The sequence below is a fragment of the Bradyrhizobium sp. CSA207 genome, assembly GCF_029051685.1.
Classification (GTDB): Bacteria; Pseudomonadota; Alphaproteobacteria; order Rhizobiales; family Xanthobacteraceae; genus Bradyrhizobium.
In genome coordinates, this window is record NZ_JAACFT010000024.1 from 39,477 (window position 1) to 64,550 (window position 25,074).

General features: G+C 64.2%; 24 protein-coding genes and 1 pseudogene. 15 read left to right on the top strand and 10 right to left on the bottom strand.

Annotated elements, in window-relative coordinates; translation table 11 throughout:
- Positions 1-184: 184 nt before the first annotated feature.
- From GWG65_RS25830 to parC, 10 genes are all read left to right on the top strand, one after another.
- A complete protein-coding gene (locus GWG65_RS25830; RefSeq protein ID WP_275198372.1) occupies positions 185-2,470 on the top strand; it encodes a bifunctional (p)ppGpp synthetase/guanosine-3',5'-bis(diphosphate) 3'-pyrophosphohydrolase in 2,286 nt (761 codons plus the stop codon).
- Positions 2,471-2,515: 45 nt separating this feature from the next.
- Positions 2,516-3,268, top strand: a complete 753-nt coding sequence (locus GWG65_RS25835; protein ID WP_275198373.1) for a pyridoxine 5'-phosphate synthase — start codon at positions 2,516-2,518, stop codon at positions 3,266-3,268.
- The gene (acpS, locus tag GWG65_RS25840) at positions 3,265-3,684 is read left to right on the top strand and encodes a holo-ACP synthase (RefSeq protein ID WP_275198374.1); all 420 of its coding nucleotides are present in this window, start codon (positions 3,265-3,267) and stop codon (positions 3,682-3,684) included. Before GWG65_RS25835 ends, acpS begins: the two co-directional genes overlap by 4 nt.
- Before the next feature lie 248 nt (positions 3,685-3,932).
- Complete coding sequence (lepB, locus tag GWG65_RS25845) at positions 3,933-4,697, top strand: signal peptidase I (RefSeq protein WP_148743730.1); 765 nt, start codon at positions 3,933-3,935, stop codon at positions 4,695-4,697.
- Positions 4,694-5,530: a ribonuclease III gene (gene rnc, locus GWG65_RS25850; RefSeq protein ID WP_275198375.1), complete on the top strand. Its 837-nt coding sequence runs from the start codon at positions 4,694-4,696 to the stop codon at positions 5,528-5,530. The genes lepB and rnc overlap by 4 nt, the downstream gene beginning before the upstream one ends.
- A complete protein-coding gene (gene era, locus GWG65_RS25855) occupies positions 5,520-6,446 on the top strand; it encodes a GTPase Era (protein WP_275198376.1) in 927 nt (308 codons plus the stop codon). Before rnc ends, era begins: the two co-directional genes overlap by 11 nt.
- A gap of 21 nt (positions 6,447-6,467) precedes the next feature.
- Positions 6,468-6,848 (top strand): hypothetical protein, encoded by a 381-nt coding sequence (locus tag GWG65_RS25860; RefSeq protein WP_275198377.1) that lies wholly within the window; start codon positions 6,468-6,470, stop codon positions 6,846-6,848.
- A gap of 174 nt (positions 6,849-7,022) precedes the next feature.
- Positions 7,023-7,775, top strand: coding sequence for a DNA repair protein RecO (recO, locus tag GWG65_RS25865; RefSeq protein ID WP_275198378.1), 753 nt, complete (start codon positions 7,023-7,025; stop codon positions 7,773-7,775).
- A 96-nt stretch (positions 7,776-7,871) separates the two neighbouring features.
- Positions 7,872-8,153, top strand: a complete 282-nt coding sequence (locus tag GWG65_RS25870) for a hypothetical protein (RefSeq protein WP_275198469.1) — start codon at positions 7,872-7,874, stop codon at positions 8,151-8,153.
- Positions 8,154-8,213: 60 nt separating this feature from the next.
- Positions 8,214-10,472, top strand: coding sequence for a DNA topoisomerase IV subunit A (gene parC, locus GWG65_RS25875; RefSeq protein ID WP_275198379.1), 2,259 nt, complete (start codon positions 8,214-8,216; stop codon positions 10,470-10,472).
- A gap of 134 nt (positions 10,473-10,606) precedes the next feature.
- On the opposite strand, the gene GWG65_RS25880 is transcribed toward parC, so the two are convergent.
- Positions 10,607-11,413, bottom strand: coding sequence for a hypothetical protein (locus GWG65_RS25880; protein WP_275198380.1), 807 nt, complete (start codon positions 11,411-11,413; stop codon positions 10,607-10,609).
- Positions 11,414-11,663: 250 nt separating this feature from the next.
- Here GWG65_RS25880 and GWG65_RS25885 point away from each other — a divergent pair, with 250 nt between their 5' ends.
- Positions 11,664-13,208 (top strand): GMC family oxidoreductase N-terminal domain-containing protein, encoded by a 1,545-nt coding sequence (locus GWG65_RS25885; protein ID WP_275198382.1) that lies wholly within the window; start codon positions 11,664-11,666, stop codon positions 13,206-13,208.
- 88 nt (positions 13,209-13,296) lie between these two features.
- On the opposite strand, the gene GWG65_RS25890 is transcribed toward GWG65_RS25885, so the two are convergent.
- The 5 genes and pseudogenes from GWG65_RS25890 to GWG65_RS25910 all read right to left on the bottom strand — a co-directional run bounded on the left by GWG65_RS25890 (position 13,297) and on the right by GWG65_RS25910 (position 16,836).
- The gene (locus GWG65_RS25890; RefSeq protein ID WP_275198470.1) at positions 13,297-13,692 is read right to left on the bottom strand and encodes a cupin domain-containing protein; all 396 of its coding nucleotides are present in this window, start codon (positions 13,690-13,692) and stop codon (positions 13,297-13,299) included.
- Between the two features lie 211 nt (positions 13,693-13,903).
- Positions 13,904-14,146: pseudogene (locus GWG65_RS25895) on the bottom strand (4-carboxymuconolactone decarboxylase); the annotation flags it as partial.
- The gene (locus GWG65_RS25900; RefSeq protein WP_275198383.1) at positions 14,143-15,351 is read right to left on the bottom strand and encodes an arabinose transporter; all 1,209 of its coding nucleotides are present in this window, start codon (positions 15,349-15,351) and stop codon (positions 14,143-14,145) included. The gene GWG65_RS25900 and the pseudogene GWG65_RS25895, both read right to left, overlap by 4 nt.
- A 16-nt stretch (positions 15,352-15,367) precedes the next feature.
- A complete protein-coding gene (locus tag GWG65_RS25905; RefSeq protein ID WP_275198384.1) occupies positions 15,368-16,384 on the bottom strand; it encodes a zinc-dependent alcohol dehydrogenase family protein in 1,017 nt (338 codons plus the stop codon).
- Positions 16,385-16,398: 14 nt separating this feature from the next.
- On the bottom strand, positions 16,399-16,836 hold the full coding sequence (locus tag GWG65_RS25910; protein ID WP_342760667.1) for a cyclophilin-like fold protein: 438 nt from the start codon (positions 16,834-16,836) through the stop codon (positions 16,399-16,401).
- 194 nt (positions 16,837-17,030) lie between these two features.
- Between GWG65_RS25910 and GWG65_RS25915 the strand changes: the two genes are divergently transcribed.
- Positions 17,031-17,930, top strand: a complete 900-nt coding sequence (locus tag GWG65_RS25915; protein WP_275198386.1) for a LysR family transcriptional regulator — start codon at positions 17,031-17,033, stop codon at positions 17,928-17,930.
- Positions 17,931-18,034: 104 nt separating this feature from the next.
- Here GWG65_RS25915 and chrA read toward each other — a convergent pair whose 3' ends face one another.
- Positions 18,035-19,420: a chromate efflux transporter gene (gene chrA / locus GWG65_RS25920; protein ID WP_275198387.1), complete on the bottom strand. Its 1,386-nt coding sequence runs from the start codon at positions 19,418-19,420 to the stop codon at positions 18,035-18,037.
- Positions 19,420-20,238 carry a chromate resistance protein ChrB domain-containing protein gene (locus GWG65_RS25925; RefSeq protein ID WP_275198389.1) on the bottom strand — a complete coding sequence of 273 codons (819 nt, stop codon included), beginning with the start codon at positions 20,236-20,238 and terminating at the stop codon, positions 19,420-19,422. The genes chrA and GWG65_RS25925 overlap by 1 nt, the downstream gene beginning before the upstream one ends.
- Positions 20,239-20,433: 195 nt before the next feature.
- On the opposite strand from GWG65_RS25925, the gene dmeF reads away from it, so the two are divergent.
- Positions 20,434-21,399: a CDF family Co(II)/Ni(II) efflux transporter DmeF gene (gene dmeF, locus GWG65_RS25930; RefSeq protein WP_275198390.1), complete on the top strand. Its 966-nt coding sequence runs from the start codon at positions 20,434-20,436 to the stop codon at positions 21,397-21,399.
- Between the two features lie 116 nt (positions 21,400-21,515).
- A complete protein-coding gene (locus GWG65_RS25935) occupies positions 21,516-22,106 on the top strand; it encodes a hypothetical protein (protein ID WP_275198391.1) in 591 nt (196 codons plus the stop codon).
- A 133-nt stretch (positions 22,107-22,239) separates the two neighbouring features.
- On the opposite strand, the gene GWG65_RS25940 is transcribed toward GWG65_RS25935, so the two are convergent.
- Together GWG65_RS25940 and GWG65_RS25945 are read right to left on the bottom strand one after the other, a co-directional pair.
- Positions 22,240-22,434 (bottom strand): hypothetical protein, encoded by a 195-nt coding sequence (locus tag GWG65_RS25940; protein WP_275198392.1) that lies wholly within the window; start codon positions 22,432-22,434, stop codon positions 22,240-22,242.
- A 31-nt stretch (positions 22,435-22,465) separates the two neighbouring features.
- Positions 22,466-23,623 (bottom strand): MFS transporter, encoded by a 1,158-nt coding sequence (locus GWG65_RS25945; RefSeq protein WP_275198393.1) that lies wholly within the window; start codon positions 23,621-23,623, stop codon positions 22,466-22,468.
- Positions 23,624-23,789: 166 nt separating this feature from the next.
- Between GWG65_RS25945 and GWG65_RS25950 the strand changes: the two genes are divergently transcribed.
- Positions 23,790-25,049, top strand: a complete 1,260-nt coding sequence (locus GWG65_RS25950) for an adenylate/guanylate cyclase domain-containing protein (RefSeq protein WP_275198394.1) — start codon at positions 23,790-23,792, stop codon at positions 25,047-25,049.
- The last annotated feature ends 25 nt before the right edge of the window (positions 25,050-25,074 follow it).

The window sequence follows — 25,074 nt, forward strand, 5'->3', positions numbered from 1 at the left end:
TTCTTGTGATCTTATCGAAGGCCCGAACCCGTGTTCGGGCCTTTGCTTTTGTTGGCGTTTTCGTGGTTACCATAGCGTCGTCGGATGGCCCCGCGCGCTGTCACCGAATTGATCGGACGCGCGCGCGATCGAGCTAAGATGTATACAACGGGCTGTCTCGTGGTCCGTTTGAAGGCAGGACGGAATGGTGTATCGGCGCCGCAGACCAATGCAGATGCAGGCCGCAACCGAAACGGTTGCCGTGGCCCCGACTGCGCCGGTGACGCGCCCGGCGAAGCCGCGCGCGCGCATGATGCGTCAATATGACCTCGTCGAGCGTGTCAGGTCCTACAATCCCAACACCGACGAAGATCTTCTGAACCGGGCCTATGTCTACGCCATGAAGGCGCACGGTTCGCAGACGCGCGCCTCGGGCGACCCGTATTTCTCGCACCCCCTCGAGGTGGCGGCGATTCTCACCGACCTGAAGCTCGACGATGCGACCATCGTGGCCGCGCTGCTTCACGACACGATCGAGGACACCGAGGCGACGCGGGCCGAGATCGACCAGATCTTCGGTCCCGAGATCGGCGCGCTGGTCGAGGGCCTGACCAAGCTGAAGCGGCTGGAGCTGGTGTCGCGCGAGGCCAAGCAGGCCGAGAATTTGCGCAAACTGTTGCTGGCCATTGCCGACGACGTCCGCGTTCTCTTGGTGAAGCTCGCCGATCGCCTGCACAACATGCGGACGCTGGATTTCGTGCCGCCGGAATCGCGCCGGCGAATCGCCGAGGAGACGCTCGACATCTATGCGCCGCTCTCGGGCCGCATGGGCATGCAGGAAATGCGCGAGGAGCTGGAGGATCTGTCCTTCCGCACCCTCGATCCCGATGCCTATTCGGTAGTGATGCAGCGGCTCGACGCGCTCGCTGAGCGCAACCGCAACCTGATCGGCGAGATCGAGGCGCAGCTCTCCAACAATTTGCGCCACCGCGGCCTCGGCGCGCGGGTTTATGGCCGCCGCAAGAAGCCGTTCTCGATCTGGACCAAGATGGAGCGCAAGTCGATCGGCTTCGAGCAACTGTCCGACATCTTCGGTTTCCGCCTCGTCGTCAACGATATCGAGGCCTGCTATCGTGCGCTCGGCATCGTCCACACGACCTGGCCGGTCGTGCCCGGGCGCTTCAAGGACTACATCTCGACGCCCAAGCAGAACGACTATCGCTCGATCCACACCACCGTGATCGGCCCGGGCAACCAGCGCGTCGAGCTTCAGATCCGCACCGAGGCGATGGACCAGATCGCCGAGCGCGGCATCGCCGCGCACGTCTTCTACAAGGAAGGGGAGGGCTCGCCGACCGAGTTCCTCAAGCGCGAGTCGAATGCTTTCGCATGGCTGCGCCACACTATCGGCATCCTCTCGGAGAGCGCCAACCCCGAGGAATTCCTCGAGCACACTAAGCTCGAGCTGTTCCACGACCAGGTGTTCTGCTTCACGCCGAAGGGCAAGCTGATCGCGCTGCCGCGCCATGCCAATGTGATCGATTTTGCCTATGCCGTGCATACCGACGTCGGCAACAGTGCGGTGGGCTGCAAGATCAACGGCAAGTTCGCGCCGCTGTCCTCGGAGCTCCAGAACGGCGACGAGGTCGAGGTCCTGACCTCGGAAGCGCAATCGGCGCCGCCGTCGGCCTGGGAATCGCTCGCGGTCACCGGCAAGGCGCGCGCCGCGATCCGTCGCGCCACGCGCACCGCCGTGCGCGATCAATATGCCGGTCTCGGCCGGCGCATCGTCGAGCGCCTGTTCGAGCGCGCCAAGATGGAATACGCCGACGACAAGCTCAAGGGCGCGCTGCCGCGGCTCGCGCGGGCCTCGATTGAGGACGTCATGGCGGCGGTCGGGCGCGGCGAGATCAAGGCCTCCGACGTCGCCCGCGCGATGTATCCCGACTACAAGGAAGAGCGCGTCGCGCGCTACGGCATCAAGAAGGGGCTCGCTGCCAAGCTCAAGGAGAGGGTGGCGCCGACGCCGCGCAGCCGGGTCGCCATTCCGATCCGCGGCATCAATTCGGACCTGCCGGTCAAGTTCGCGCCGAATGGCGGCGCCGTACCCGGCGACCGCATCGTCGGCATCGTCACGCCAGGCGAGGGGATCACCATCTATCCGATCCAGTCGCCGGCCCTGAAGGATTTCGAGGAGGAGCCGGAGCGCTGGCTCGACGTGCGCTGGGACATCGAGGATTCGATGCCGCAGCGCTTCCCGGCCCGCATCAAGGTCGAGAACGTCAACGAGCCTGGCGCGCTGGCGCAGATCGCGACCGTGATCGCCGAGCACGATGGCAACATCGACAATATCAGCATGCAGCGCCGTTCGCCCGATTTCACCGAGACGACAATCGATCTCGAAGTCTACGATCTGAAGCATCTGAGCGCGATCCTGGCTCAGCTGCGTGCCAAGGCGGTCGTCGCCCGCGTCGAACGTGTTAACGGATAGACGTGTGTCGTATTCGTCTGTCCCTATGATTTCGTGAGGCCCAGAATGCCTGCACTTCCGCTTCGCCTCGGTGTCAATGTCGATCATGTCGCGACCCTGCGTAACGCCCGCGGCGGCCGCCATCCCGATCCGGTGCGCGCCGCGCTGCTTGCGATCGAGGCCGGCGCCGACGGCATCACGGCGCATCTGCGCGAGGATCGCCGGCATATCCGCGACGAGGATATGGCGCGGCTGAAAGCCGAGATCTCCAAGCCGCTCAATTTCGAGATGGCGGCGACCGACGACATGATGCGGATCTCGCTCGCCACCAGGCCGCATGCGGTGTGCCTGGTGCCCGAGCGCCGCCAGGAGGTGACGACCGAAGGCGGGCTCGACGTGGTCGGCCAGCACAACGCGCTCGCGCCCTATATCGCGCGGCTGAACGATGCCGGCATTCGGGTGTCGCTGTTCATCGCAGCCGATCCCGCGCAGATCGAGATGGCGGCGCGGCTGCACGCCCCCGTCATCGAGATCCACACCGGCGCCTGGTGCGACGCCGTAGTCGACGGCCATACTGAGAAGGCCGAAGCCGAATGGCAGCGGATCGTGGCGGGGGTCAAGCTCGCGAAGGCAGCGGGGCTGGAGGTGCACGCCGGGCACGGGCTGGATTACGTGACGGCGGAGAAAATCGCAGGCCTGCCGGAGATCATGGAGCTCAACATCGGTTACTACATGATCGGCGAAGCCTTGTTCGTCGGGCTTGCCGAGACGGTTCGCAGCATGCGCGCGGCGATGGACCGCGGCCGGAGCCGGCTATGATCATCGGCATCGGCTCCGACCTGATCGACATCACCCGCGTCGCCAAGGTGATCGAGCGTCATGGCGAGCGTTTCCTCGACCGCATCTTCACGGAAGCCGAACGGGCCAAGGCGGAGCGCCGCGCCAAGAACGAGAAGATGGTGGTCGCGACCTATGCCAAGCGCTTCGCTGCCAAGGAGGCCTGCTCCAAGGCGCTCGGCACCGGCATCCGGCGCGGCGTCTGGTGGCGCGACATGGGAGTGGTCAACCTGCCGGGTGGGCGGCCGACCATGCGGCTGACCGGGGGCGCTTTGGCCCGGCTCCAGGCCCTGACGCCGGAGGGGTGCGAGGCGCAGATCGACCTTTCGATCACCGACGACTGGCCGTTGGCGCAGGCCTTTGTCATCATTTCCGCTGTCCCCTCGGCCAAGCCCTGAAGGATTGGTGGTAATTTATAATTCTCATTAGAAATCAGCACCTTATCGGTTTTTGATGCGATCCTTGATTGCGTGGCCTGCGACAACCGTCTAAAAGTCCGCGAACGCAAATCAGGCTGGGCGAATTCGGCTTTACGCCGGAATTGGCCCTCATTATCAGAATCAGGACAATCTCCTTGGGCTGCGTAGCGATGGGCTGTTCGCGGCAGGAGGGCGCTCTGTGATCGCCGGCCGGAATTGAGAGAGCAATGAGCGTGACTTCGGGAACGAAAACTGAGAGCGGCGTCGGCGAAACGATCCGCGTCGTGATCCATGCTCTCCTGATCGCGCTGGTGATCCGCACCTTCCTGTTCCAGCCGTTCAACATCCCATCCGGTTCGATGAAGGCGACCCTGCTGGTCGGCGACTACCTCTTCGTCTCGAAATATTCCTATGGCTATAGCCACTACTCGATCCCGTTCTCGCCGCCGCTGTTCTCGGGACGGATCTGGGGCTCGGATCCGAATCGCGGCGACATCGTCGTGTTTCGCCTGCCGAAGGACGATTCGACCGATTACATCAAGCGCGTGATCGGCCTTCCCGGCGACCGCGTCCAGATGAGGGACGGGCTACTCTACATCAACGACACCCCGGTCGAGCGGCAGCGCATGAGCGAATATGTCGGCGAAGATCCTTGCGGCTCCGAAGGCGGCGGCGTCTCCCGGGTGAAGCGCTGGAAGGAGACGCTGCCCAACGGCGTGTCCTATGAGACGCTGGACTGCGCCGACAACGGCTACATGGACAACACCAACGTCTATAACGTGCCGCCCGGCCACTTCTTCATGATGGGCGACAACCGCGACAACTCGACCGACAGCCGTTTCCTCGGCCAGGTCGGTTATGTGCCGCAGGAAAATCTGATCGGCCGCGCCCAGATGATCTTCTTCTCGATCGCCGAAGGCGAGCATGCCTGGATGTTCTGGCGCTGGCCGTGGGCGGTGCGCTGGAACCGCTTCTTCAATATCGTCCGATGAAAGACGAAGCCAAGGACATCACGATCCAACCAATCGAGGCGCAAGCGGGCCCTGACGGCGAAGCTGCGACCAAGACGCTTACGACCAAGACGCCTGCGAAGAAGAAGCGGGTGCGGGGCGGCAAGGCCAAGGTGGCGGACGCGAATGCGGCGCTCGAGGCGCGTATCGGGCACGGCTTTGCCGATCCGAACCTGCTGATGCAGGCCATCACGCACGTCTCGGCGCTGAAGTCAGGGCGCAAGCGCGGCGACAGCTATCAGCGGCTGGAATTTCTCGGCGACCACGTGCTCGGGCTGGTCGTCTCCGACATGCTCTATCACGCCTTTCCGAACGCCGATGAGGGCGAGCTGTCCAAGCGCCTTGCCGAACTCGTGCGCAAGGAGAGCTGCGCCGATGTTGCCAAGTCGCTCGGTCTGCTCGACGACATCAAGCTGGGCTCGGTCGGCCCCAGCGCCGACGGCCGCCTGCGCAAGTCCATACTCGGCGACATCTGCGAGGCCGTGATCGGCGCCGTCTTCCTTGACGGCGGCTACGCGGCGGCCTCCGAGTTCGTCAAGCGCAACTGGACCGAGCGCATGCACAAGCCGCGGCGGCCGCTACGCGATCCCAAGACCGTGCTGCAGGAATGGGCACAGGGGAAGGGATTGCCGACGCCGGTCTACCGTGAGGTCGAGCGTACAGGTCCGCATCACGATCCGCAGTTTCGCGTCGCAGTCGACTTGCCGGGGCTTGCGCCGGCCGAAGGCATCGGCGGCAGCAAGCGGGCGGCGGAAAAGGTGGCGGCCTCCGTCATGATCGAACGCGAAGGTGTTGGCGGCAGCAATGACGGTTGAAGCAAGCAGCGAGACGCCCGCCGCCACGCGCTGCGGATTCGTGGCGCTGATCGGCGCGCCCAATGTCGGCAAGTCCACGCTGGTCAATGCGCTGGTCGGAGCCAAGGTCACGATCGTCTCGCGCAAGGTGCAGACCACGCGCGCGCTGATCCGCGGCATCGTCATCGAGAACAACGCGCAGATCATCCTGGTCGACACGCCCGGTATCTTCCTGCCCAAGCGCCGTCTCGACCGCGCCATGGTCTCGACCGCCTGGAGCGGCGCGCATGATGCCGATCTCGTCTGCGTGCTGCTCGACGCCAAGACCGGAATCGACGAGGAGGCCGAGGCGATCTTCGCCAAGGTCGCGAGCGTCAATCACGAGAAGATATTGGTGCTGAACAAGGTCGACCTGGTTCAGCGCGAGAAGCTGCTCGCGCTGGCGCAGGCCGCCAACGAGCGCATGCCGTTCGTGAAGACCTTCATGGTCTCGGCGATCTCAGGCGATGGTGTCGACGACATCCGCAATACGCTCGCCGAAATGGTGCCGCCGGGCCCGTTTCTCTATCCCGAAGACCAGATGTCGGACGCGCCGATGCGGCATCTTGCGGCCGAGATCACCCGCGAAAAGATCTATCGCAAGCTGCACCAGGAATTGCCCTACCAGTCCACGGTCGAGACCGACAAGTGGGAGGAGCGCAAGGACAAATCTGTGCGTATCGAACAGACGGTCTTCGTGGAGCGCGAAAGCCAGCGCAAGATCGTGCTCGGCAAGGGCGGCGCCACCATCAAGTCGATCGGCGCGGACTCGCGCAAGGAAATCGCCGAGATCCTCGGCGTGCCGGTGCATCTGTTCCTGTTCGTCAAGGTGCGCGAGAACTGGGGCGACGATCCCGATCGCTATCGCGAAATGGGCCTTGAATTCCCCAAGGGCTAGCCAAGAAAAGATCGGTATCTGATGAGCGTACCCAGCAACGTCCAGCGCTTCGAAGCGCTGCTCTATGCTTCGCTGATGCTGGACGCCGTGTCGGTGGCGGTCCAGGACCGCTCACCAACGGCTGAAATGACCGACCAGATGATCATGACGGCGACGCTGCTCGCCGGCGGGATGATTTTGCTGCTGGTCTATTTCGTCCGGCTCGCGGCGCATTCACGCAAGAACTGGCCGCGTTGGGTGTTGGCGGCGGCGCTGGTGCTGTCAGTGATTTCGCTCAGTCAGATCATCGGGGAAAAGGGCATGGAGCTCGACAGCGCCATCGAGATCGTCTCCTGCGTGCTGACGGCGATGGGATTGTATTTCTCCTTCACCGGCAACGCCCGGGGTTGGTTCAACGCGTGAGATCTAGTGTCCCGGCAAGGTGCGGCGCGTAACCGCTGCGCCGCAGAGCCGGGACTACGTACGAAATGCGCGGTGATATGGACCCCGGCTCAGCAGCGCATCGCTTGCGCGCTGCGTTGCGTCCGGGGCACGGGCAAGTGCACTTGGCACCGGAATCCTGTAGTATTCAGCTCCATGGAATGGACCGACGAAGGCATCGTGCTGGGGGTGCGGCGGCATGGCGAAAGCAGCGCCATCGTCGAACTGCTGACGCGTGCGCACGGCCGGCATCTCGGCCTCGTCCGCGGCGGCGCCGGTTCGCGGATACGACCCTTGCTGCAGCCCGGCAACAGCGTCACTGCGGTTTGGCGGGCGCGGCTTGACGAGCATCTCGGCACCTATGCGATCGAGGGCCTGAAGCTGCGCGCGGCGACGCTGCTGGAATCCTCCCACGGCGTCTATGGCGTTACCCACCTCAGCTCGCTCGCGCGGCTGCTGCCGGAACGCGATCCGCACGAAGAGATCTATGCGATGCTCGAGCATTCGCTCGACGATTTCGACGACATCGGCAGCGCGGCTGTACACGTGATCCATTTCGAGCTGGCGATGCTCTCTGAGCTCGGCTTCCGGCTGGGGCTGGAGAACTGCGCCGTCACCGGCGAGACCACGGACCTGATCTACGTCTCGCCCAAATCCGGCGGTGCAGTATCGCGTACCGCCGGCGAGCCGTGGCGCGACCGGCTGTTGCGGCTGCCACCGTTCCTGCGCCAGGGCGAAACCACGAGCGAGCTCACGGACCAGGATCTCCAGGACGGCTTTCGACTGACCGGCCTGTTCCTGCTGCGCTACGTGCTGGAGCCGCGTGGGCAGGGGCATTCTGATGCGCGGGCCGGCTTTATCAACGCGCTGACGCGGCAACAGGCGAGAGCGGCAATTCCGGCGCCATGACGTTGTTGCGCCGCTGCATTGCTTAATAAGATGGCACTTGCCCGGAACCAAACCGGGTTTCGCGGACTTGCCCTCGGGTTCCATCCCGGGGATAACCTGATGATCAAAGGACTTATCGTATCGGCAGCGCTGATCGCGCTGGCGCCCGACGCAATCGCCGGTGAACAACCAGGACTGGTTCGCCGCGCCTCCTGCACCGTCGTCAGGTTCTATGTCGCCAAATATTCGGCCGCAGCGGCCGAGGCATGGGCACGGTCGAAGGGCGCGACGGAAGCCGAGATCGAGACAGCCCGGCGCTGCTTGACCACTGCTCCGACCACCGCGCAGGCCCAAAAGCCGCAGATCCAAGCCGTGACCGCCGGCTGGGCTGGCCAGTAGCCGCCCACAGGGAACCAATCGATCCTTGCCCGATTCGCTTCCACGGTTTAACCGGGCGGCATGGGAAAACGACTGATTCCGCCGGAGGAGCCGGCCGAAATTCACGAGGTGCAACTGCGCGACGCGCTGGAAGAGCGCTATCTCGCCTATGCGCTCTCCACCATCATGCACCGCGCGCTCCCGGATGCGCGCGACGGCCTGAAGCCGGTGCACCGGCGCATCCTCTACGGCATGCGCCTGCTTAGGCTCGATCCGGGCACGGCCTTCAAGAAATCCGCCAAGATCGTCGGCGACGTGATGGGCTCGTTCCATCCGCACGGCGACCAGGCGATCTACGACGCCATGGTGCGCTTGGCGCAGGATTTCTCCTCGCGTTATCCACTGGTCGACGGCCAGGGCAATTTCGGCAATATCGACGGCGATAACCCCGCCGCCTACCGCTACACCGAAGCGCGCATGACCGACGTCGCGCGCCTGCTGCTCGACGGTATCGACGAAGACGGGGTCGAATTCCGCCCCAATTACGACGGTCAGTCGAAGGAGCCTATCGTTCTGCCGGGCGGCTTCCCGAACCTGCTCGCCAACGGCGCGCAGGGCATCGCGGTCGGCATGGCGACGTCGATCCCGCCGCACAATGCGGCCGAACTCTGCGACGCCGCGCTGCATCTGATCGAGAAGCCCGACGCGAAATCGAAGTCGCTGCTCAAATGGGTCAAGGGTCCGGATTTCCCGACCGGCGGCATCATCGTCGATTCCAAGCAGGCGATCGCCGAGGCCTACACCACCGGCCGCGGCTCGTTCCGCGTGCGCGCCAGGTGGGAGCAGGAGGAGGGCGCCCGCAACACCTGGGTGGTCGTGATCACCGAGATTCCGTTCCTGGTGCAGAAATCGCGCCTGGTCGAAAAGATCGCCGAGCTTTTGGACCAGAAGAAGTTGCCGCTGGTCGGCGATGTCAGGGACGAGTCGGCCGAGGACGTTCGTCTCGTGATCGAGCCGAAGTCGAAAAATGTCGATCCCGCCTTGATGATGGAATCGCTGTTCCGGCTGACCGAGCTGGAAAACAAGATCCCGCTGAACCTCAACGTGCTGATGAAGGGGCGCATCCCCAGGGTGGTCGGCCTTGCCGAAGCCCTGCGCGAATGGCTCGACCATCTGCGCGACGTGCTGATCCGCCGGACCAATTTCCGCAAGGGCCAGATCGAGCACCGGCTGGAAGTCCTCGGCGGCTTCCTGATCGCCTATCTGAACATCGACAAGGTGATCAAGATCATCCGCAACGAGGATGAACCGAAGCCGGCCTTAATGAAGGAGTTCAAGCTCACCGAGGTGCAGGCCGAAGCCATTCTCAATATGCGGCTGCGCTCGCTGCGCAAGCTCGAGGAAATGGAGATACGCACCGAGGACAAGAACCTCCGCAACGAGCTCAAGGGCGTCAACGCGCTCCTCGCTTCGGAGCCCGAGCAGTGGAAGAAGGTCAGCGAGCAGGTCGGCAAGGTCCGCGACATGTTCGGACCCAAGACCCCGCTCGGCAAGCGCCGCACCACCTTTGCCGATGCACCCGAGCACGATCTGGCGGCGATCGAGGAAGCCTTCGTCGAGCGCGAGCCGGTCACCGTGGTCGTCTCCGACAAGGGCTGGATCCGCACCATGAAGGGGCACATGGAGGACCTGTCGGGGCTCGCCTTCAAGACCGACGACAAGCTCGGCTTCGCCTTCTTCGCCGAGACCACTTCGAAGTTGCTGCTGTTTGCCACCAACGGCAAATTCTACTCGCTCGATGTCGCCAAACTGCCGGGCGGGCGTGGGCACGGCGAGCCGATCCGCATGTTCATCGACATGGAGCAGGAGGCCGCACCCGTCGCGCTGTTCGTCAACAAAGGCGGCCGCAAATTCCTGGTCGCGAGCCACGAAGGCCAGGGCTTCGTCGTCAACGAGGACGATTGCGTCGGCACCACCAAGAAGGGCAAGCAGGTCCTCAACGTCGACATGCCGAACGAGGCGCGCGCGATCACCGAGGTGCTCGGCGATACCGTCGCGGTCATCGGCGAGAACCGCAAGATGCTGGTCTTCCCGCTCGACCAGGTGTCCGAAATGGCGCGCGGTCGCGGTACGCGACTGCAGAAATACAAGGATGGCGGTCTCTCCGACATCGCCGTGTTTGACGCCAAGGCGGGCCTGACCTGGAAGGACTCCGCGGGGCGGGAATTCTCGGCGACCATGAAGGAGCTCGCAGAGTGGCAAGGCAACCGCGGTGATGCCGGCCGTCTACCGCCGAAGGGTTTCCCGAAATCGAACAAGTTCGGACGGGAGATCGGGTAGGGCCCCGGCATTTGGCGGGTGCGCTGGCGAGGCTTTTGATCATGGCCGCGCTCCCGCCACGTGCACCGCAGCATTCCTCGCGACCCGGCGGCCGGGTCGCGAGCGGTGACGGCGTGCGAGTGAGGCGAGAAGCGCTAATCGCCGACAAAAGCTTTCAATCTGCTCAGCTGGGACTGTCGCAGGGTCGTCCTTTCGCCGTCGAGCTCGGACGCCCGTTCGGCCGCGGCCGTCATGGCGATCGCGGCGCGGTTGTAGCTGTCTGCCGTGGACTGGAAGGGAAAGACGAACTGACCGTTCGTGACCTTGTAGATTCCGAAGTCGCGAAGCAGCAGGGCGACGCATTTTTCGTAGGCGTCGTAGTAGTCCGCGCGCGCGCCGAGCACCTTGGAGGTGAGCGCAATCCAGGCTGCATGCTGTTCGTCGATCATCGCCATGAAACCGGACAGCCGGTCGTCCCCGACGCCGAGTGATCGGGCGTCCTTCTCCACCTGGTCTCGTGTGGTCTTGATCTGCGCGGCATAGCGCGGTGCGACGCTTGCGGCATTGCTTTCCGCACTCTTTAGATCGCGGCGCAACGCCTCAAGGTCGCTGCGGCCTGACGCGCCGAGGGCGCTGAGCTTCGGAAATGGTTTCTGTTCGGCTTCGTTCAACAGTCTCTGGGCGACGGCTTCGATCTCACTTGCGTCCTTGCTTGCGAGGGCGAGGAGTCTGAGGAGCTTGTTCGAGGGGTGGAGTTTGACCGCCTGATCGAGCTGTTCGGGGTCGGCCACATCGCGCAAGGCGGTGCGCGTCTCCTGCGCGGAATGATCGCGCTGAAGTCTCGACAGATCGCCCGCGTAGTACATGGCGCCAAAGCAAACGCCCAGCAGCAGGGACAGAAGCAAAAGCACCACGACGGGTCTTCGGCCCAGCTTCGCGTTGTGATCCGAAAGCGATTCCACGGCTCCGCCCCCTCGAGCTGACCTTCTTACCGTCTTTCATGGGTACAGGGGAGTCCAGGCAAGATGGGAGGCGAGGTAGGCGCTGAAGGGGGTCGCAAGAACAACGCTTCCGAGACCCAGGCTGTCATGTACGATCGAGCACCGGCGATTCTGAGGGGCCTGTTCGCTCCGTCGGCCGGCTATCGGCCAGATGGCGCAATCTCGCTCATTTCCGCCATCCCGGTTTTCTGGAACGTTGAGAAGTAGCGCGATGTACGATGTCATTGTTGTCGGCGGCGGCTCCGCCGGCGCCGCTGTTGCGGCACGGCTTTCCGAGGATCCCGCAAGGCGCGTCCTGCTGCTCGAAGCGGGGCTCGACTGGCGCGCCGACGAGGCGCCCTGGGAGGTGATGACGCCGAATCCCATACCGATCATCCACAAGCGCGAGTTTCAGGAAAAATGGCAGTGGCCCGATCTCCTGACGCGCCGGGTGGCGGGGCAGGAGCCGCGCTTCTACTGGCGCGGCAAGGGGCTGGGCGGCTCATCGATGATGAACGGTCAGATCGCCATCCGCGGCGTCGCCGATGCGTTCGACGAATGGGCCGCCAATGGCTGCACCGGCTGGTCGGCCAGGGAGGTGATGCCGCTGTTCTCGGTGATCGAGGATGATCTGGAATTTGGCGACGCCAAAGGCCATGGACGCGGCGGACCGCTGCCGGTCTACCGCGCGCCGACCGAAAAATGGGGCCCGATCGACCGGGCCTTGCGCGATGCGGCGCTGGCCACCGGCTATCCCTGGTGCGCCGACCTCAACGGTCCGGACGGCGAGGGCGTGGCCTGTTATCCCATCAATAGCCGCGACAGCCGCCGCATTACGACCAACGAGGGTTATCTGGAGCCTGCGCGCGGCCGCACCAATCTGGAGATCCGTGGCAAGGCGCTGGTCGATCGCGTGATCATCAAGGACGGCCGGGCGACCGGGGTCCGCGTTCACATCGAGGGACAGGGCACGAGCGAGATCAGCGCACGCCAGATCGTGCTGTGCGCCGGCGCCATCCACAGTCCCGCGATCCTGCTGCGTTCGGGCATTGGACCAGCCGACGAGCTGAAGGCGATGGGGATCGCGGTCGAACAGGACCTGCCGGTCGGCCGGCACTTCTTCGACCACCCGCTGTTTCGCGCAACGATCCAGCTCCGCGAGGATCTCCGGCCCATCGATCCGGACACCCGCCACACCAATTGCTGTGTAACCTATTCCTCCGGCTTGGCCGGCGGCGGCAAGCGCGACATGATCCTGATCGCCTTCAACCACCGCGGCATCGGCGTGCCCGGGGCGATCGGCGCCGGGCTGTTCAATGCCTATTCGCGTGGCTCGCTCAGGCTGGCCTCGATCGACCCCGAGGTCGATCCGGTCATCGAGGAAAATATGCTGGCCGATCCCCGCGACATGCTGCGGATGATGGATGCGGTGAGACGTCTGGCCGTGATCACCTCGCAGCCGGCACTGGCTGGCATCGCCGACTGGATCCGCCTGGCTGACACCGATCTGACGCTGCCACAAGCCGCGGCGCTGCCTGATCACGAGCTCGATGCGCTGCTGCGCCGTGAAACCGGCGACATCCAGCACGCCGCGGGCAGTTGCCGCATGACTGGGTTTGGGGATGCCGATGGCGTGGTCAATCCCGATGGCACGGTGAAGGGTATCTCCGGCTTGCGCGTTGCCGACGCGTCGATCATGCCGTCGGACTGCCGCGCCAACACCCACTTCACCACGGTGGTGATCGGCGAGGCGATTGCGCGGATGATGATGCGTTAGTGTTATGAAACGCGCTCATGAAAAATCTTCCAATGTGCAGGGCGCGCTCGCCCAGCTCAGATGATGTGCGACTGGAATGCAGTGTCTCCTACATTCGGTACTGCTCGTCGCCGACCTTCTCCATCCAGTCGACGGCGCGGCCGTCCTGCAATTCCTGGATCGCGATGTGAGTCATGGCCGTGGTGGCCGACGCGCCGTGCCAGTGCTTCAAGCCCGGGGGAAACCAGACGACATCGCCGGGCCGGATCTCCTGGACCACGCCGCCTTCCCGCTGCACCCAACCGAGCCCTGCTGTCACGATCAGCGTCTGCCCGAGCGGATGCGTGTGCCAGGCCGTGCGGGCGCCAGGCTCAAAAGTCACCTGAGCGCCGCTGACGCGTGCAGGCTCGGGAGCCGCGAACAGCGGGTCGATGCGGACGGTCCCGGTGAACCAGTCTTCGGGACCCTTCTGCGAAGGGCGGGATCCGTTTCTCTTAATATCGATGTCCATCGCAATCTCCTTTGCTTCGGACGCGAGCGCCGGGGCCCGTTGAAGTCCAATGATCGCGGAGGCGCTTCCGCCGACGAGTATATCTCTACGTGTCATCACGGCATGCCTCCGCTCATGGCCGATCGCGAGCGGGCTTGTCGAGCGAGGCATTATCGTTCTTTCAGTGCGGTCGCTTTTCGATCACGTAGTACGGCAGCTCCACTGTCTGATCACGGGCGATGAGAGTTGCGACCGTGACGATGCTGCGGTCTCGAGCCGAGAGCCCCGGTCGCTTCCACAGATCGCCGTGGACAAACTTCTGCGCATAGCCTTCGAGCGCTGGCGCGACCGCGCGGACGTCTGCCGGCTTTGACATGGTCTTTGCTCCTTCGGTGGATGCGTCTCTGGCGACGACCGGGCCGCCAGCAGACAGGCAGAACGAAAACAAGGCCGCTGCGGCCGTTCTCATTGCGTGGATCCTTCCAGATCTGTCGGGTGCGCCATCAGCCACCAAGCGACGAGTGCTGCGCAGAGCACGGCCCCCGCGCTAACCAGAAACACGACGTTCAATCGCGCCCCGGCTGCGATCAATCCGAGCGCAGGGCTGGCGAGCCCTTGGGCGAGATCGAGAAATGCAGTGTAGGCGCCCATGGCCAGGCCGCGGCTGTGCGCCGGAACGCGGCGGACAGCCTCGACGCCAAACCCCGGATAGACCAGCGAGAAGCCGAAGCCGGTCAGCGCGGCGCCCAGCAACGCCATCTCGGGTCTAGAGGACATCCAGATCAGCGCCTGTCCTGCGGCTTCGATGCCGGTACACACCAGCGCGACTTTGGCGCCGCCGACCGTATCAGCCACATGGCTGAAGAATATCCGGGCCGTGATGAAGGCAACCGCGTAGGCAGTGTACGCGAGCCATCCGTTGTCCCATCCGTGGTTCGCGAACAGCAACGCGACGAACGTGGTCACGGCTCCGAATCCCACGCTCCCGAGAGCCGAGCCGAGGCCCGGCACCCAGACGGCGCCGATCACTTCGACGAACGAGAAGCGGGCGTGGTGCGTGGGGGCAACAGCAGGAAGCCGCGCAACGAGCATCAAAGGGACAAGAGGCGCCGCGATGGTCGCGGCCGCGATCGCAGCGAAGCCGTAATTCGCGTAGAGGGCGGAGCCAGCGGGCGCGCCGATCGCGAACGCTGCGAACATCGCCATGCCTATCCACGCAATGACCTTGCCCGTGCTGCCGGAATCGACGAGCGCCAGCCCCCAGCTCACCGCCGCTGTGATGATGAAGCTCTCGGCGCCGCCCAGAAGTCCTCGCCCCATCAGCAGTATCGCCACGGAGGCCAGGGGGACCGCAGTAAAATAAAGCGAAGCGAGGTACAGCAACCCCGAAGCAGCGGCAGCGAGCAGCCCGACGATCACGCCGCGCTTGGCGCCCTTGCTGTCCGAAAAGTTGCCGGCCCAGGGCCGCGAGACCAGAGACGCCGCGAACTGACTGCCGGCGACCAGGCCGACCACGAACGTTCCCTGCCCCAATCCACCGTGAACGTGAAGGGGAAGGACCGGCATCGCGATGCCGATGACGAGGAAGGCGACGAAGACCACCCCCATGATCGGCAGCAAGGTTGCCGCGAGGCTCTGCACCGTGGCGCGCGTTCGGAGCGTTGTTACCGGCATGCAATGACGCCTCTGCTCACACCGTGAGCATCGTCTTGATCGCACGCCGTTCGTCCATCGCGCGGTAGCCTTCCGCGACGTCGGCCAGAGGCAGCGTGAGATCGAACACCTTGCCGGGCTTGATCCTGCCCTTCAGAACGCGATCCATCAGATCGGGCAGGAAGCGACGGACCGGCGCCGGTCCGCCCAGCATTCGACGTTGCGCGAAAAACATCGCCTGACCGTCGAAAGTCACGCCGTGAGGTACCCCGACATAACCGATCGAGCCGCCCGGACGCACGGAATCGATGGCTTGAGTCATGGATTCCTGAGTGCCGACGCATTCCAGAACGGAGTCCGCCCCGACACCTCGCGTAAGCTCTCTCACGCGCTCGATGCCCGCACCCCCGCGTTCGGCGACGATGTCCGTCGCACCGAACTCGCGTGCCAATTCCTGCCGACTCTTGTGCCGGCTCATCGCGATGATGCGTTCAGCCCCCATCTCCTTGGCTGCCAGAACGCCCATCAGCCCTACGGCCCCGTCGCCGACGACGGCTACCGTCGATCCGGGCCGAACGTTGGCGGCATCGGCGGCGTACCAGCCCGTCCCGAGAACATCGGACGTCGCCAGCAAGTGCGGAACGAGGTGCTTTTCCGGCACCTCGGCGGTGGCGATAAGCGTTCCGTCGGCCAGAGGCACCCGCGCGTACGGCGCCTGCGCTCCCGTCATGAACTCGCGCTGGATACAGGAGGAGTGAAAGCCGAACTTGCAGTGCGGGCAGGTGTTGTCGGACAGGCAGAACGAGCCGACGACGAACTGGCCAGGGCGGACGGTTCTGACTTCGCTGCCGACCTCGATGACGATGCCGCAGTATTCGTGACCCATGTGGGCCGGACCGTCCGTCGGCTGCAATCCGCGATACGGCCATAGGTCGGACCCGCAGATGCAGGTGGCCGACAACTTTATGATGGCATCCGTCGGCTTGAGGATCTTCGGGTCGTCGACTTGTTCGCAACGGACGTCTCCCGGCCCGTACATGACTGTGGCAAACATGACTATTTCTCCTGTCAGGCTGGTGGAAGAAGCTCGATGCGCAGCGCGAACTTGCCTCGCGTGAGCAGCGGTTGTGGACCATCATCGAGGCGGCCGATGCGGATCAGGCCGCTCGAATATTTGTAGCCGCCATAAAAGAAGGCGAGGTTGCCCCATGGCGCGTAGTAGCAGAGATCGCCTGCTGCTTCGTTCGAGAACGGACCGCTGCCTTCTTCCGTCAGTTTTCGCGGCAGGTAGGCGATTTTCTCGTTCGTCGAAAAATCCTGGACGACGAGATCAAGTGGCAGCATCGTCGCCAGATCGCGAGCGGAGGGATTATCCAGCAAGCCAACCGTGAAAGCCTTCTCCTCGAAACGGCAGCGAATACGCATGGGCGCCCTTCCTCCTTGTCTCTCGTCATCGAATTTCGTCTGCGCGGAGGCCGATGACGTTGCGGAGACGAGGGCCGCCAGAGCGGCGGCAAATCGACGCCTGGTGAGGCCATCAAATGCGTCTCTCATTTGCCCCATCCTCCTTGCCGTCGACGCGGGCTACCGGTCCACTCGTCTCTTAGACGGGCCGCCTGATTGCTGATGGGAAACTAAGGCTTCCGCGTCCGTCCGATTAGGTGATAAAATCCGAATGCAGTCATTAGACAGGCTTATCAATGAACCGGGAAGACGCCAGCGATATCCTGGCGTTCCTCGCCGTGGCGAGGGAACGCAGCTTCACGCGTGCCGCAGCCAAGCTTGGTATGACGCAATCGGCGCTGAGCCAGATCATTCGAAACTTGGAGGAACGGCTAGGCGTCCGCCTCCTCAACCGAACGACCCGGAGCGTCACTCCAACTCAGGCCGGAGAACGGCTGTTCCTGAGCGTCGGGCCCAAATTCACCGAGATGGATGCCGATCTCGCTGCCCTCAGCGAGCTACGGGAAAAACCCGCCGGAATCGTGCGGTTGACCGCAACGGAGTATGCCGCCGCCGAGATCCTGCTGCCGGCGCTGGGGAAGATTCTTCCCCAGTACCCGGACATCCACGTCGAGGTGATCATCGACTACGGGCTCACCAACATCGTCGCGCAGCAGGTAGATGCGGGCATTCGCCCCGGCGAACTCGTTGCCAAGGACATGATCGCGGTCCGCGTCAGCCCCGACCTCCGGATGGCCGTCGTTGGCTCGCCGTCCTACTTCAGCGAACACAAGCGGCCAAAGACGCCGCAGGATCTGACACACCACAACTGCCTGAACCTTCGCCTGCCGACCCACGGCGGCACTTTATATGCCTGGGAGTTCGAAAAGAACGGGCGAGAGCTCAATGTCCGGGTGGAGGGGCAACTGGTGCTCAACAGCGCGGGGTTGCTCCTGCAAGGAGCCTTGAACGGATTGGGGCTCGCGTATCTCACGGAGGGCAACGTGCAACCTCATATCTCCGGCGGAAAGCTAGTCAGGGTTTTGTCAGATTGGTGCCCACCGTTCTCGGGGTATCACCTCTACTATCCGAGCCGCCGCCAACCCTCACCGGCGTTCTCGCTACTTGTCGATGCGCTTCGCTATCGCCGCAAGTAGCTGCTGCATGCCGGCATTTGGCCCACGGCCGCCATGCAGCCGTGTCGGCTTCAACATCGTCTTCCAATAGCAAACCGGACGCGACGAACCTATGAGTCCATGTCCTAGATCACGCCGGCCAGCCGCAGCGCCACGCCGGCCGCGCAACTGCCGGCGAGCACGGTGAGCATGCCAAGCTTGAGCCGGAAGATCGCGGTCGCAGCCGCGATCGATAGCACGAGCGCAGGAGCGTCGACGCTCGTCGGCACCGGCATGTCGAAGGCGAACGGGAAGGCGTGCACCGGGGCGGTCTCGCGGAACAGCGTGTGCAGCGCGAACCAGATCGAGAGGTTGAGGATCACGCCGACGACGGCGGCCGTGATGGCGCTGAGCGCACCAGCGAGGCCCTTGTTGCCGCGCAGCCGCTCGATATAGGGAGCGCCGACGAAAATCCAGAGGAAGCAGGGGATGAATGTGACCCAGGTCGCCAGCAATCCGCCGAGCGTCGCGGCGAGCATCGGTGACAGCCCGCTTGGATCGCGATAGGCCGCCATGAAGCCCACGAACTGGAGCACCATGATCAACGGGCCGGGCGTGGTCTCCGCCATTCCGAGGCCGTCGAGCATCTCGTCCGGCTTGAGCCAGTGATAATGCTCGACTGCCTGCTGGGCGACGTAAGCCAGCACCGCATAGGCGCCGCCGAACGTGACCAGCGCCATCTTGGAGAAAAACAGTGCTATCTGGCTGAACACGTTGGCCTGTCCGAGCACCAGAACTAGCGCGATCACCGGAATGAGCCAGAGCGCCAGCCACAACGCGCCGACGCGGATCGTGCGGCCGGTGTCGGGCCGGACGTGATCGGGCACGGCTTCGCCGAGCATGCTGTCGACCAAGGCGCCGTTGCCGCCGTTGCCGTGACCGGCCGGCGCGAACTCGGGGCGGCCCTGTTTGGCACCGACATAGCCGATCACGCCGGCGGCAATGATGATGACCGGGAAGGGAACGGCGAAGAAGAAGATGGCGACGAAGGCGATTGCGGCCAGCGCAATCATGATGCGGTTCTTCAGCGCGCGCTTGCCGACACGCACCACGGCCTCGACGACGATGGCGAGCACGGCGGCCTTCAGCCCGAAGAACAGCGCCTCGATGAAGCTGACATTGCCGAAGGCGGCATAGATGTAGCTCAGGCCCATGATGGCGATGATGCCGGGCAGGATGAACAGCCCGCCCGCCATCAGCCCGCCGGCGGTGCGGTGCATCAGCCAGCCGATATAGGTCGCAAGCTGCTGCGCCTCCGGTCCCGGCAGAAGCATGCAGTAGTTCAGCGCATGCAGGAACCGGCCTTCGGAGATCCAGTTCTTCTCCTCGACCAGGATGCGGTGCATCACCGCGATCTGGCCCGCGGGCCCGCCGAAACTCAGGCAGGCGACGCGGAGCCAGACGCGAAACGCTTCGCTGAAGCTGATGCCGTGACCGGCATCAGCTCCTGTTTCGATAGTACGGGTATCCATTACGCCTTCGCCTTGTTGGTCGGCCAGTTGTGGGTCTCGCCGGTGGCGTCGCGGCACCAGCGGTAGAAGGCGTCGTAGAGCAGCATGCCGGCCTCGAGTTGTTCGAGATCGTCGTCATACATCCGCGACAGCCCGAGCGAGGCTGCGAGCAGGCCGGGGGCTTCCGGCGCGAGATCTGGCCGCGCGGTGTCGGCGCCGCGCACCAGTGTTGCCAGCCGGAGCAAGGCCGGGGTGGCGATCCCGAACTCCTCGATCATCACGTCGAAGGTGCAGAGCTCGCCGCGATGGCTCCAGAACACGTTCTCGATGTCGAACGGCGCCGCGTTGAAGCGTTCGCCGACGGCGACCACCTCGGAGGGGGCCACGAACAGGAACACCGCATTGGGATCGACAAAGCGGCGGATCAGCCAGGGGCAGGCGATGCGATCGACCTTGGGCCGCGCCCGCGTGACCCAGACGGTGCGTTCCCTGCCGTCGCGCGGCGGCAGCTTGCGGGTGTCGAGCAGCGGCAGTTTTGCCGCCTTCCAGCCCTCGAAGCCGCCTTCCAGCGTCTCGGCGCGGATGCCGAGTTGCCTGAGCCAGGCCGCGGTGCCCTGCGCAAGCTTTTCGCCGCGCAGGCATGAGACGATCGCGGAGCGGCCGGCGAAGCCGGCGCCCCAGTCCGAGACTTTCTCGTGGCTGAGCTTGATCGAACCGGGGATCAGCCGCCGGTCGGCGGAAAAATCCTCGTCCGTGCGCACGTCAATCAGGGCAGGGGCATTCGCCGTGCCGATCAGCCGTACCAGTTTGTCAGATGATATCGTCGTGTAGGAAGACATGATGCGCCCTCGTAAAATCAAACGGGACGCGATACTTGGGCATGTCGCCTCGTGGGGAGATCGCTCAAATCCCCATGAGATTCATTACACCGAATCGGCACCGACCTGTCAATCGACTCGTTTCGCTGATTTTGCCTGGAAGACCCGCAGGTCTATATTGCGGGTCAACGAGCCGGACCTATCGGAGAATTTTCGATGCATTCCCATTCCATCGAACAGTGGACCCACGACCATGCCTTTCTGGGCGAGAAGCACGACGAGAACGAGCGGCGCACCTGGCTGGTCGTCGTCCTGACGCTGGTCATGATGGTCGGCGAGATCGTCGCCGGCTCCTTGTTCGGCTCGATGGCGCTGCTCGCCGACGGCTGGCACATGGGAACCCATGCGGCGGCGCTCGGCATCGCCGCGTTCGCCTACCGCTTTGCGCGCCGGCATCTGGGAAACGCGCATTTCACCTTCGGCACCGGCAAATTCGGCGATCTCGCCGCCTTCGCCAGCGCAGTCATTCTGGGCTTGATCGCGGTCGAGATCGCATACGAAAGCGTGCTGCGGCTGATCACGCCGGTGCCGATCGTCTATGGACAGGCCATTGCGGTCGCCGCGCTCGGGCTGTGCGTCAACCTCGCCAGCGCGTGGCTGTTGCGCGACAGCCATGATCATCACCACGGGCATGGTCACGGGCATGCTCATGATGACCACCATGATCATCATCACGACCATGATCATCACCATCCTCATCACGACAACAATCTCCGCGCGGCCTACGTCCATGTCATGGCGGATGCCGCGACCTCGGTGCTGGCGATCGCAGCGCTCGCCGTCGCGATGTCTTCGGGATGGGCCTGGGCCGATCCCGCTGTGGGACTGATCGGCAGCGCGGTGATCGCGAGCTGGGCGTTCGGGCTGATCAAGAGCTCCGGCGCGGTACTGCTCGACGTGCGCGCCGACGAGAAGCTCGAGCGCACCATTCGCGCACGCATGGAAGTCGGAGACGACCGCGTCACCGATCTGCATCTCTGGCAGGTCGGTCCCGGCCATTGCGCCGTGCTGGTCTCGGTGGTGTCGGACAAGCCGAAGCAACCGGCCGTCTACAAGAAGCGGCTCGCGGGCCTGAAGGGCCTCAGCCACGTCACAGTCGAAGTCGAGACCTGTCCGCATTGACGTGATCCGCGCGAGCGGTGGCGCCTCCGCCGGGGTTCAAGCGTGCTCACGGCGGGAGCGCGCTCGCCAAGCGACTACCGCCGGTCCATACTATTATCCGGTGAGGAGGCGAAGACATGAGCGAAGTTCCCATTCACGCATGTTCGTTGCCACAGTTCATTGCTCTGGCCGACCTTGAGAGTGTCGCGAATGATCTGCGGATGGTCGTAGACATTACGCGCCGCCTGATAGCCGGTGAGAAAGACATGCTGGTGATGCGATCACTGTTTTCGAGCGGGTTAATAAGCTACAGGAGGTGCTTCAATTCGGGCGTCAGAAACAGCGTCAAACGTGCAGATCTGGCGCTATTCGACGGCAGGGTTTTTGAGATGCATGATTACTTGATCAACCAGGCGAACAAGTTGATCGCTCATTCCGTTAATCCATTCGAACGTACACAGGCCGGAGTTCTGGTGCGCGACGAGAAGGTCATCGGGATTTCCACTCTCAGTGCACAATTAGTCCTGTTCGATCCCTCTCAGATGGAGCAATGGCATCGTCTCTCAGGGCTGATGCTTGAGCGTATTTTGCTGCCACGGATTGAAGAAGCCCGGGGAGCAGCTCTAAAGGCTGCCGCGCAATTGCCTATTCAGGAGATCACCGCAGGGCAGCCTTTAGAGTACGATCCGCGGATACCTCCAGAAAACGCAGGCGAACGACGCTCGTAAGGGAACGTCTATCCTCGAGGCGGATGTTTTCGCTCATTTCTCGGCGCCCCGTGGTAGCGATCGAGCACGATCAACGTGCACCTGGTTGAGATCCAGCGGCATCAGCCGCAGCACCGCGACGCGGCTCATGTCCTCAGCCTTTCGGCGCGGTCGCCGTGGGCGGTCCGCCTTCCGGTGTCTTCTTCGGCTTCAGCGTGCCGGCGTAGAACGACAGCAGCCAGACCAGGATGATGGCGAGGAGATAGACGCCCCAGGCCTGCGGCGGCGTGGTTGCCCAGCGCAGCAGGCCTTTGAATGTGCGGGGCGGGCCGGTATCGTCGTTCCTCATGGCCGGCTTGTGCGCGAAAGCGGCAGCGCGGTCAATCCGGTCGCCGCTCCGCGCGGACGAGAAACAACGCGGCCAGCGCCGAGAGGCTGAGCGCGGACGAGACGATCAACACCTTGGCTCCCATAACATCGATGAGCAGGCCGAAGGCCAGCGGTGCCACAGCCTGCGCCATCCGCGCCGGCGCGCCGATGACGCCGAGGCGATAGCCGAAATCCTTCGGGCCGAAGATCGACAGCGGCAGCGTGCCGCGCGCGATGGTCAGGATGCCGTTGCCCGACCCATGGAACAGTGCGAACGCGCTGGCCGCGGCACCCCCGAAGATCGCGACGACCACCGCGCCGATCGGGTGGGTGAGGCAGGCGAGCCGCGTCGACCACAGCGGATGGAAGCGGCTGAGGAAGCCCGCTTCGAGAATGCGCGCGCCCACTTGCGCCGGCCCGATCAGCGCGCCGGCTGCGATCGCTTCGACCGGGGTCGCGCCCGTGGTCTCCAGGATGCGCGGGAAATGCGCGGCCATCGCGCCGGTGACGGTCCAGACCGCGGCGAAGACGAAGGCGAGCAGGATCATGGCGCGGTCGAGCGGCACGTGCGGCTTTTCCGCCGTCGCCGCGGCCTGCCTGGCACCCTTGATCGTCGGCAGCACGAAGAAGTTGAGAGGAAGGCCGATCAGGATATTGGCGGCGGCCCAGGCAAAGCAGGTGTCGCGCCAGCCGATATGCGACAGGCCCCAGGCAGTGAGCGGCCAGCCGATGGTCGAGGCGAAGCCCGCCATCAGCGTGATGCCGGTGATCGAGCGGCGCGCCTCGGTGCCGTAGATGCGGCCGAGCGCTGCGAAGGCGGCATCGTAGAGGCCCATCGCCATACCGATGCCGAGCACCAGCCAGGCGATCGTCATCACGGCCACCGATTGCGAGAAGCCGAGCAGCACGAGGCCGGCCGCGATCGTCAAATTGGAGGCCGACAGCACCTGCCGGCCGCCGACGAGATCGATCTGCCGGCCGATGCGTGGGCCGAGCATCGCCGAGATCACGAGCGAGGCCGAGAACGCGCCAAAGATCCAGTTCGAGGAGACGCCGAGGTCGCGCGCCATGGGGTCGGCGAGTAGCGCTGGCAGATAGTAGCTAGAGGCCCAGGCCAGGGTCTGCGTGGTGCCGAGCGCCAGGATGATCGGAAGCTGGCGCTGGCTCATGTCCTCGTATTTCTGCTCGATGGCGGTGTCATCGGTTCCATTTGCAGCCGCGGCGAGAGCACGTCAACAGCGTCCGCGGCATACGCGACCTGCCGCGGCCGGGAGCCTTGGTTGCAGTCGGTCCGTGCGGCCTTTCGTTCGTCACGAATGCACGCCATAATGGCGTATGCAATTGTCCTCGCGCCTGGCGCTGATGAACTGGTTGGCCAGCCAAGGGCTCACCGGCCTGCCTGAAGCCGAACTGCTCCGCGGCTTCTGTGAGCGCTGCCGTGCCGAAGGGCTCGATCTGTCGCGCGGGCTGGTCTTCATCGATACGCTGCATCCGATCTATGAAGGCCGAGGGTTCCGCTGGACCGATCGTTCCAGTAATGAGAGCGACAATTTCGAGTACGGCTCGACTGCCGAGGGCGATCCGAACAAGAACTGGCGCCGTTCGGTGTTCTTCCATCTGCTCGAGCACGGCCAGGACGAGATGGTGATCGATCTCGCCGACGTTGCTTCGCTTGATTTTTCGCAAATCGGCGAGCTCGCCGAGAAGGGCCATCGGCATTTTCTCGCCTTCGTGCATCGCTTCGGCGAGAACGGCGCGCTCGGGCAGATGGACTGCCTCTATTCCTACTGGACGACGCGGCGCGCCGACGGCTTTGCGGAGGCCGAGCTCGAAGCTCTGCGCGATCTCGTGCCGGTGCTGGGGCTCGCGATCAAGTCGGCGCAACAGGTCGACATCGCGCGCACATTGGGGCGCGTCTATCTCGGGCGCGATGCCTCCGAGCAGGTGCTCCGCGGACGCATCTCGCGCGGCGTCACCGAGCGCATCAACGCCGTGCTGTGGTACTCGGATTTGCGCGGCTCGACCGGGATCAGCGAGAGCATCGGGCCCGACGAGATCATCCCGTTCCTGAACGACTATGCGCAGGCCGTGATCGATGCGATCCACGACGCCGGCGGCGACGTGCTGAAACTGATCGGCGACGGCGTGCTCGCGATGTTCTGGGGCGAGGATATGGCGGATGCGCGGCGCGCTGCGCTGCGCGCCGAGCATCTGTTCCGCAAGAACGTCGCGGCGTTGAACGCGCGGCGGGAGGCCGCCGGCCGGCCGACCACGTCGGCCTATATCGGCCTGCATGTCGGCGAGGTCTTCTATGGCAATATCGGCAGCGCGGACCGGCTCGACTTCACGGTGGTGGGGCCGACCGTGAACGAGGTCAGCCGCATTGCCTCAATGAGCCGCTCGGTCGATCGCGAACTGCTGGCATCGGCCGAGTTCTACAGGGGGCTCGACGCCGCCGGCCGGCGCTATCTCGTCTCGACCGGCCGCTACGCGCTCCGCGGCATCGGCCGCGCGCAGGATCTCTACACGCTCGATCCGGACGTCGACAGCAACGAGCCGGTGACGGGGAGCTACGAGCGGTATCTGGCGGGCTAGGCGCCACCAATGTCGTCCTGGCGAA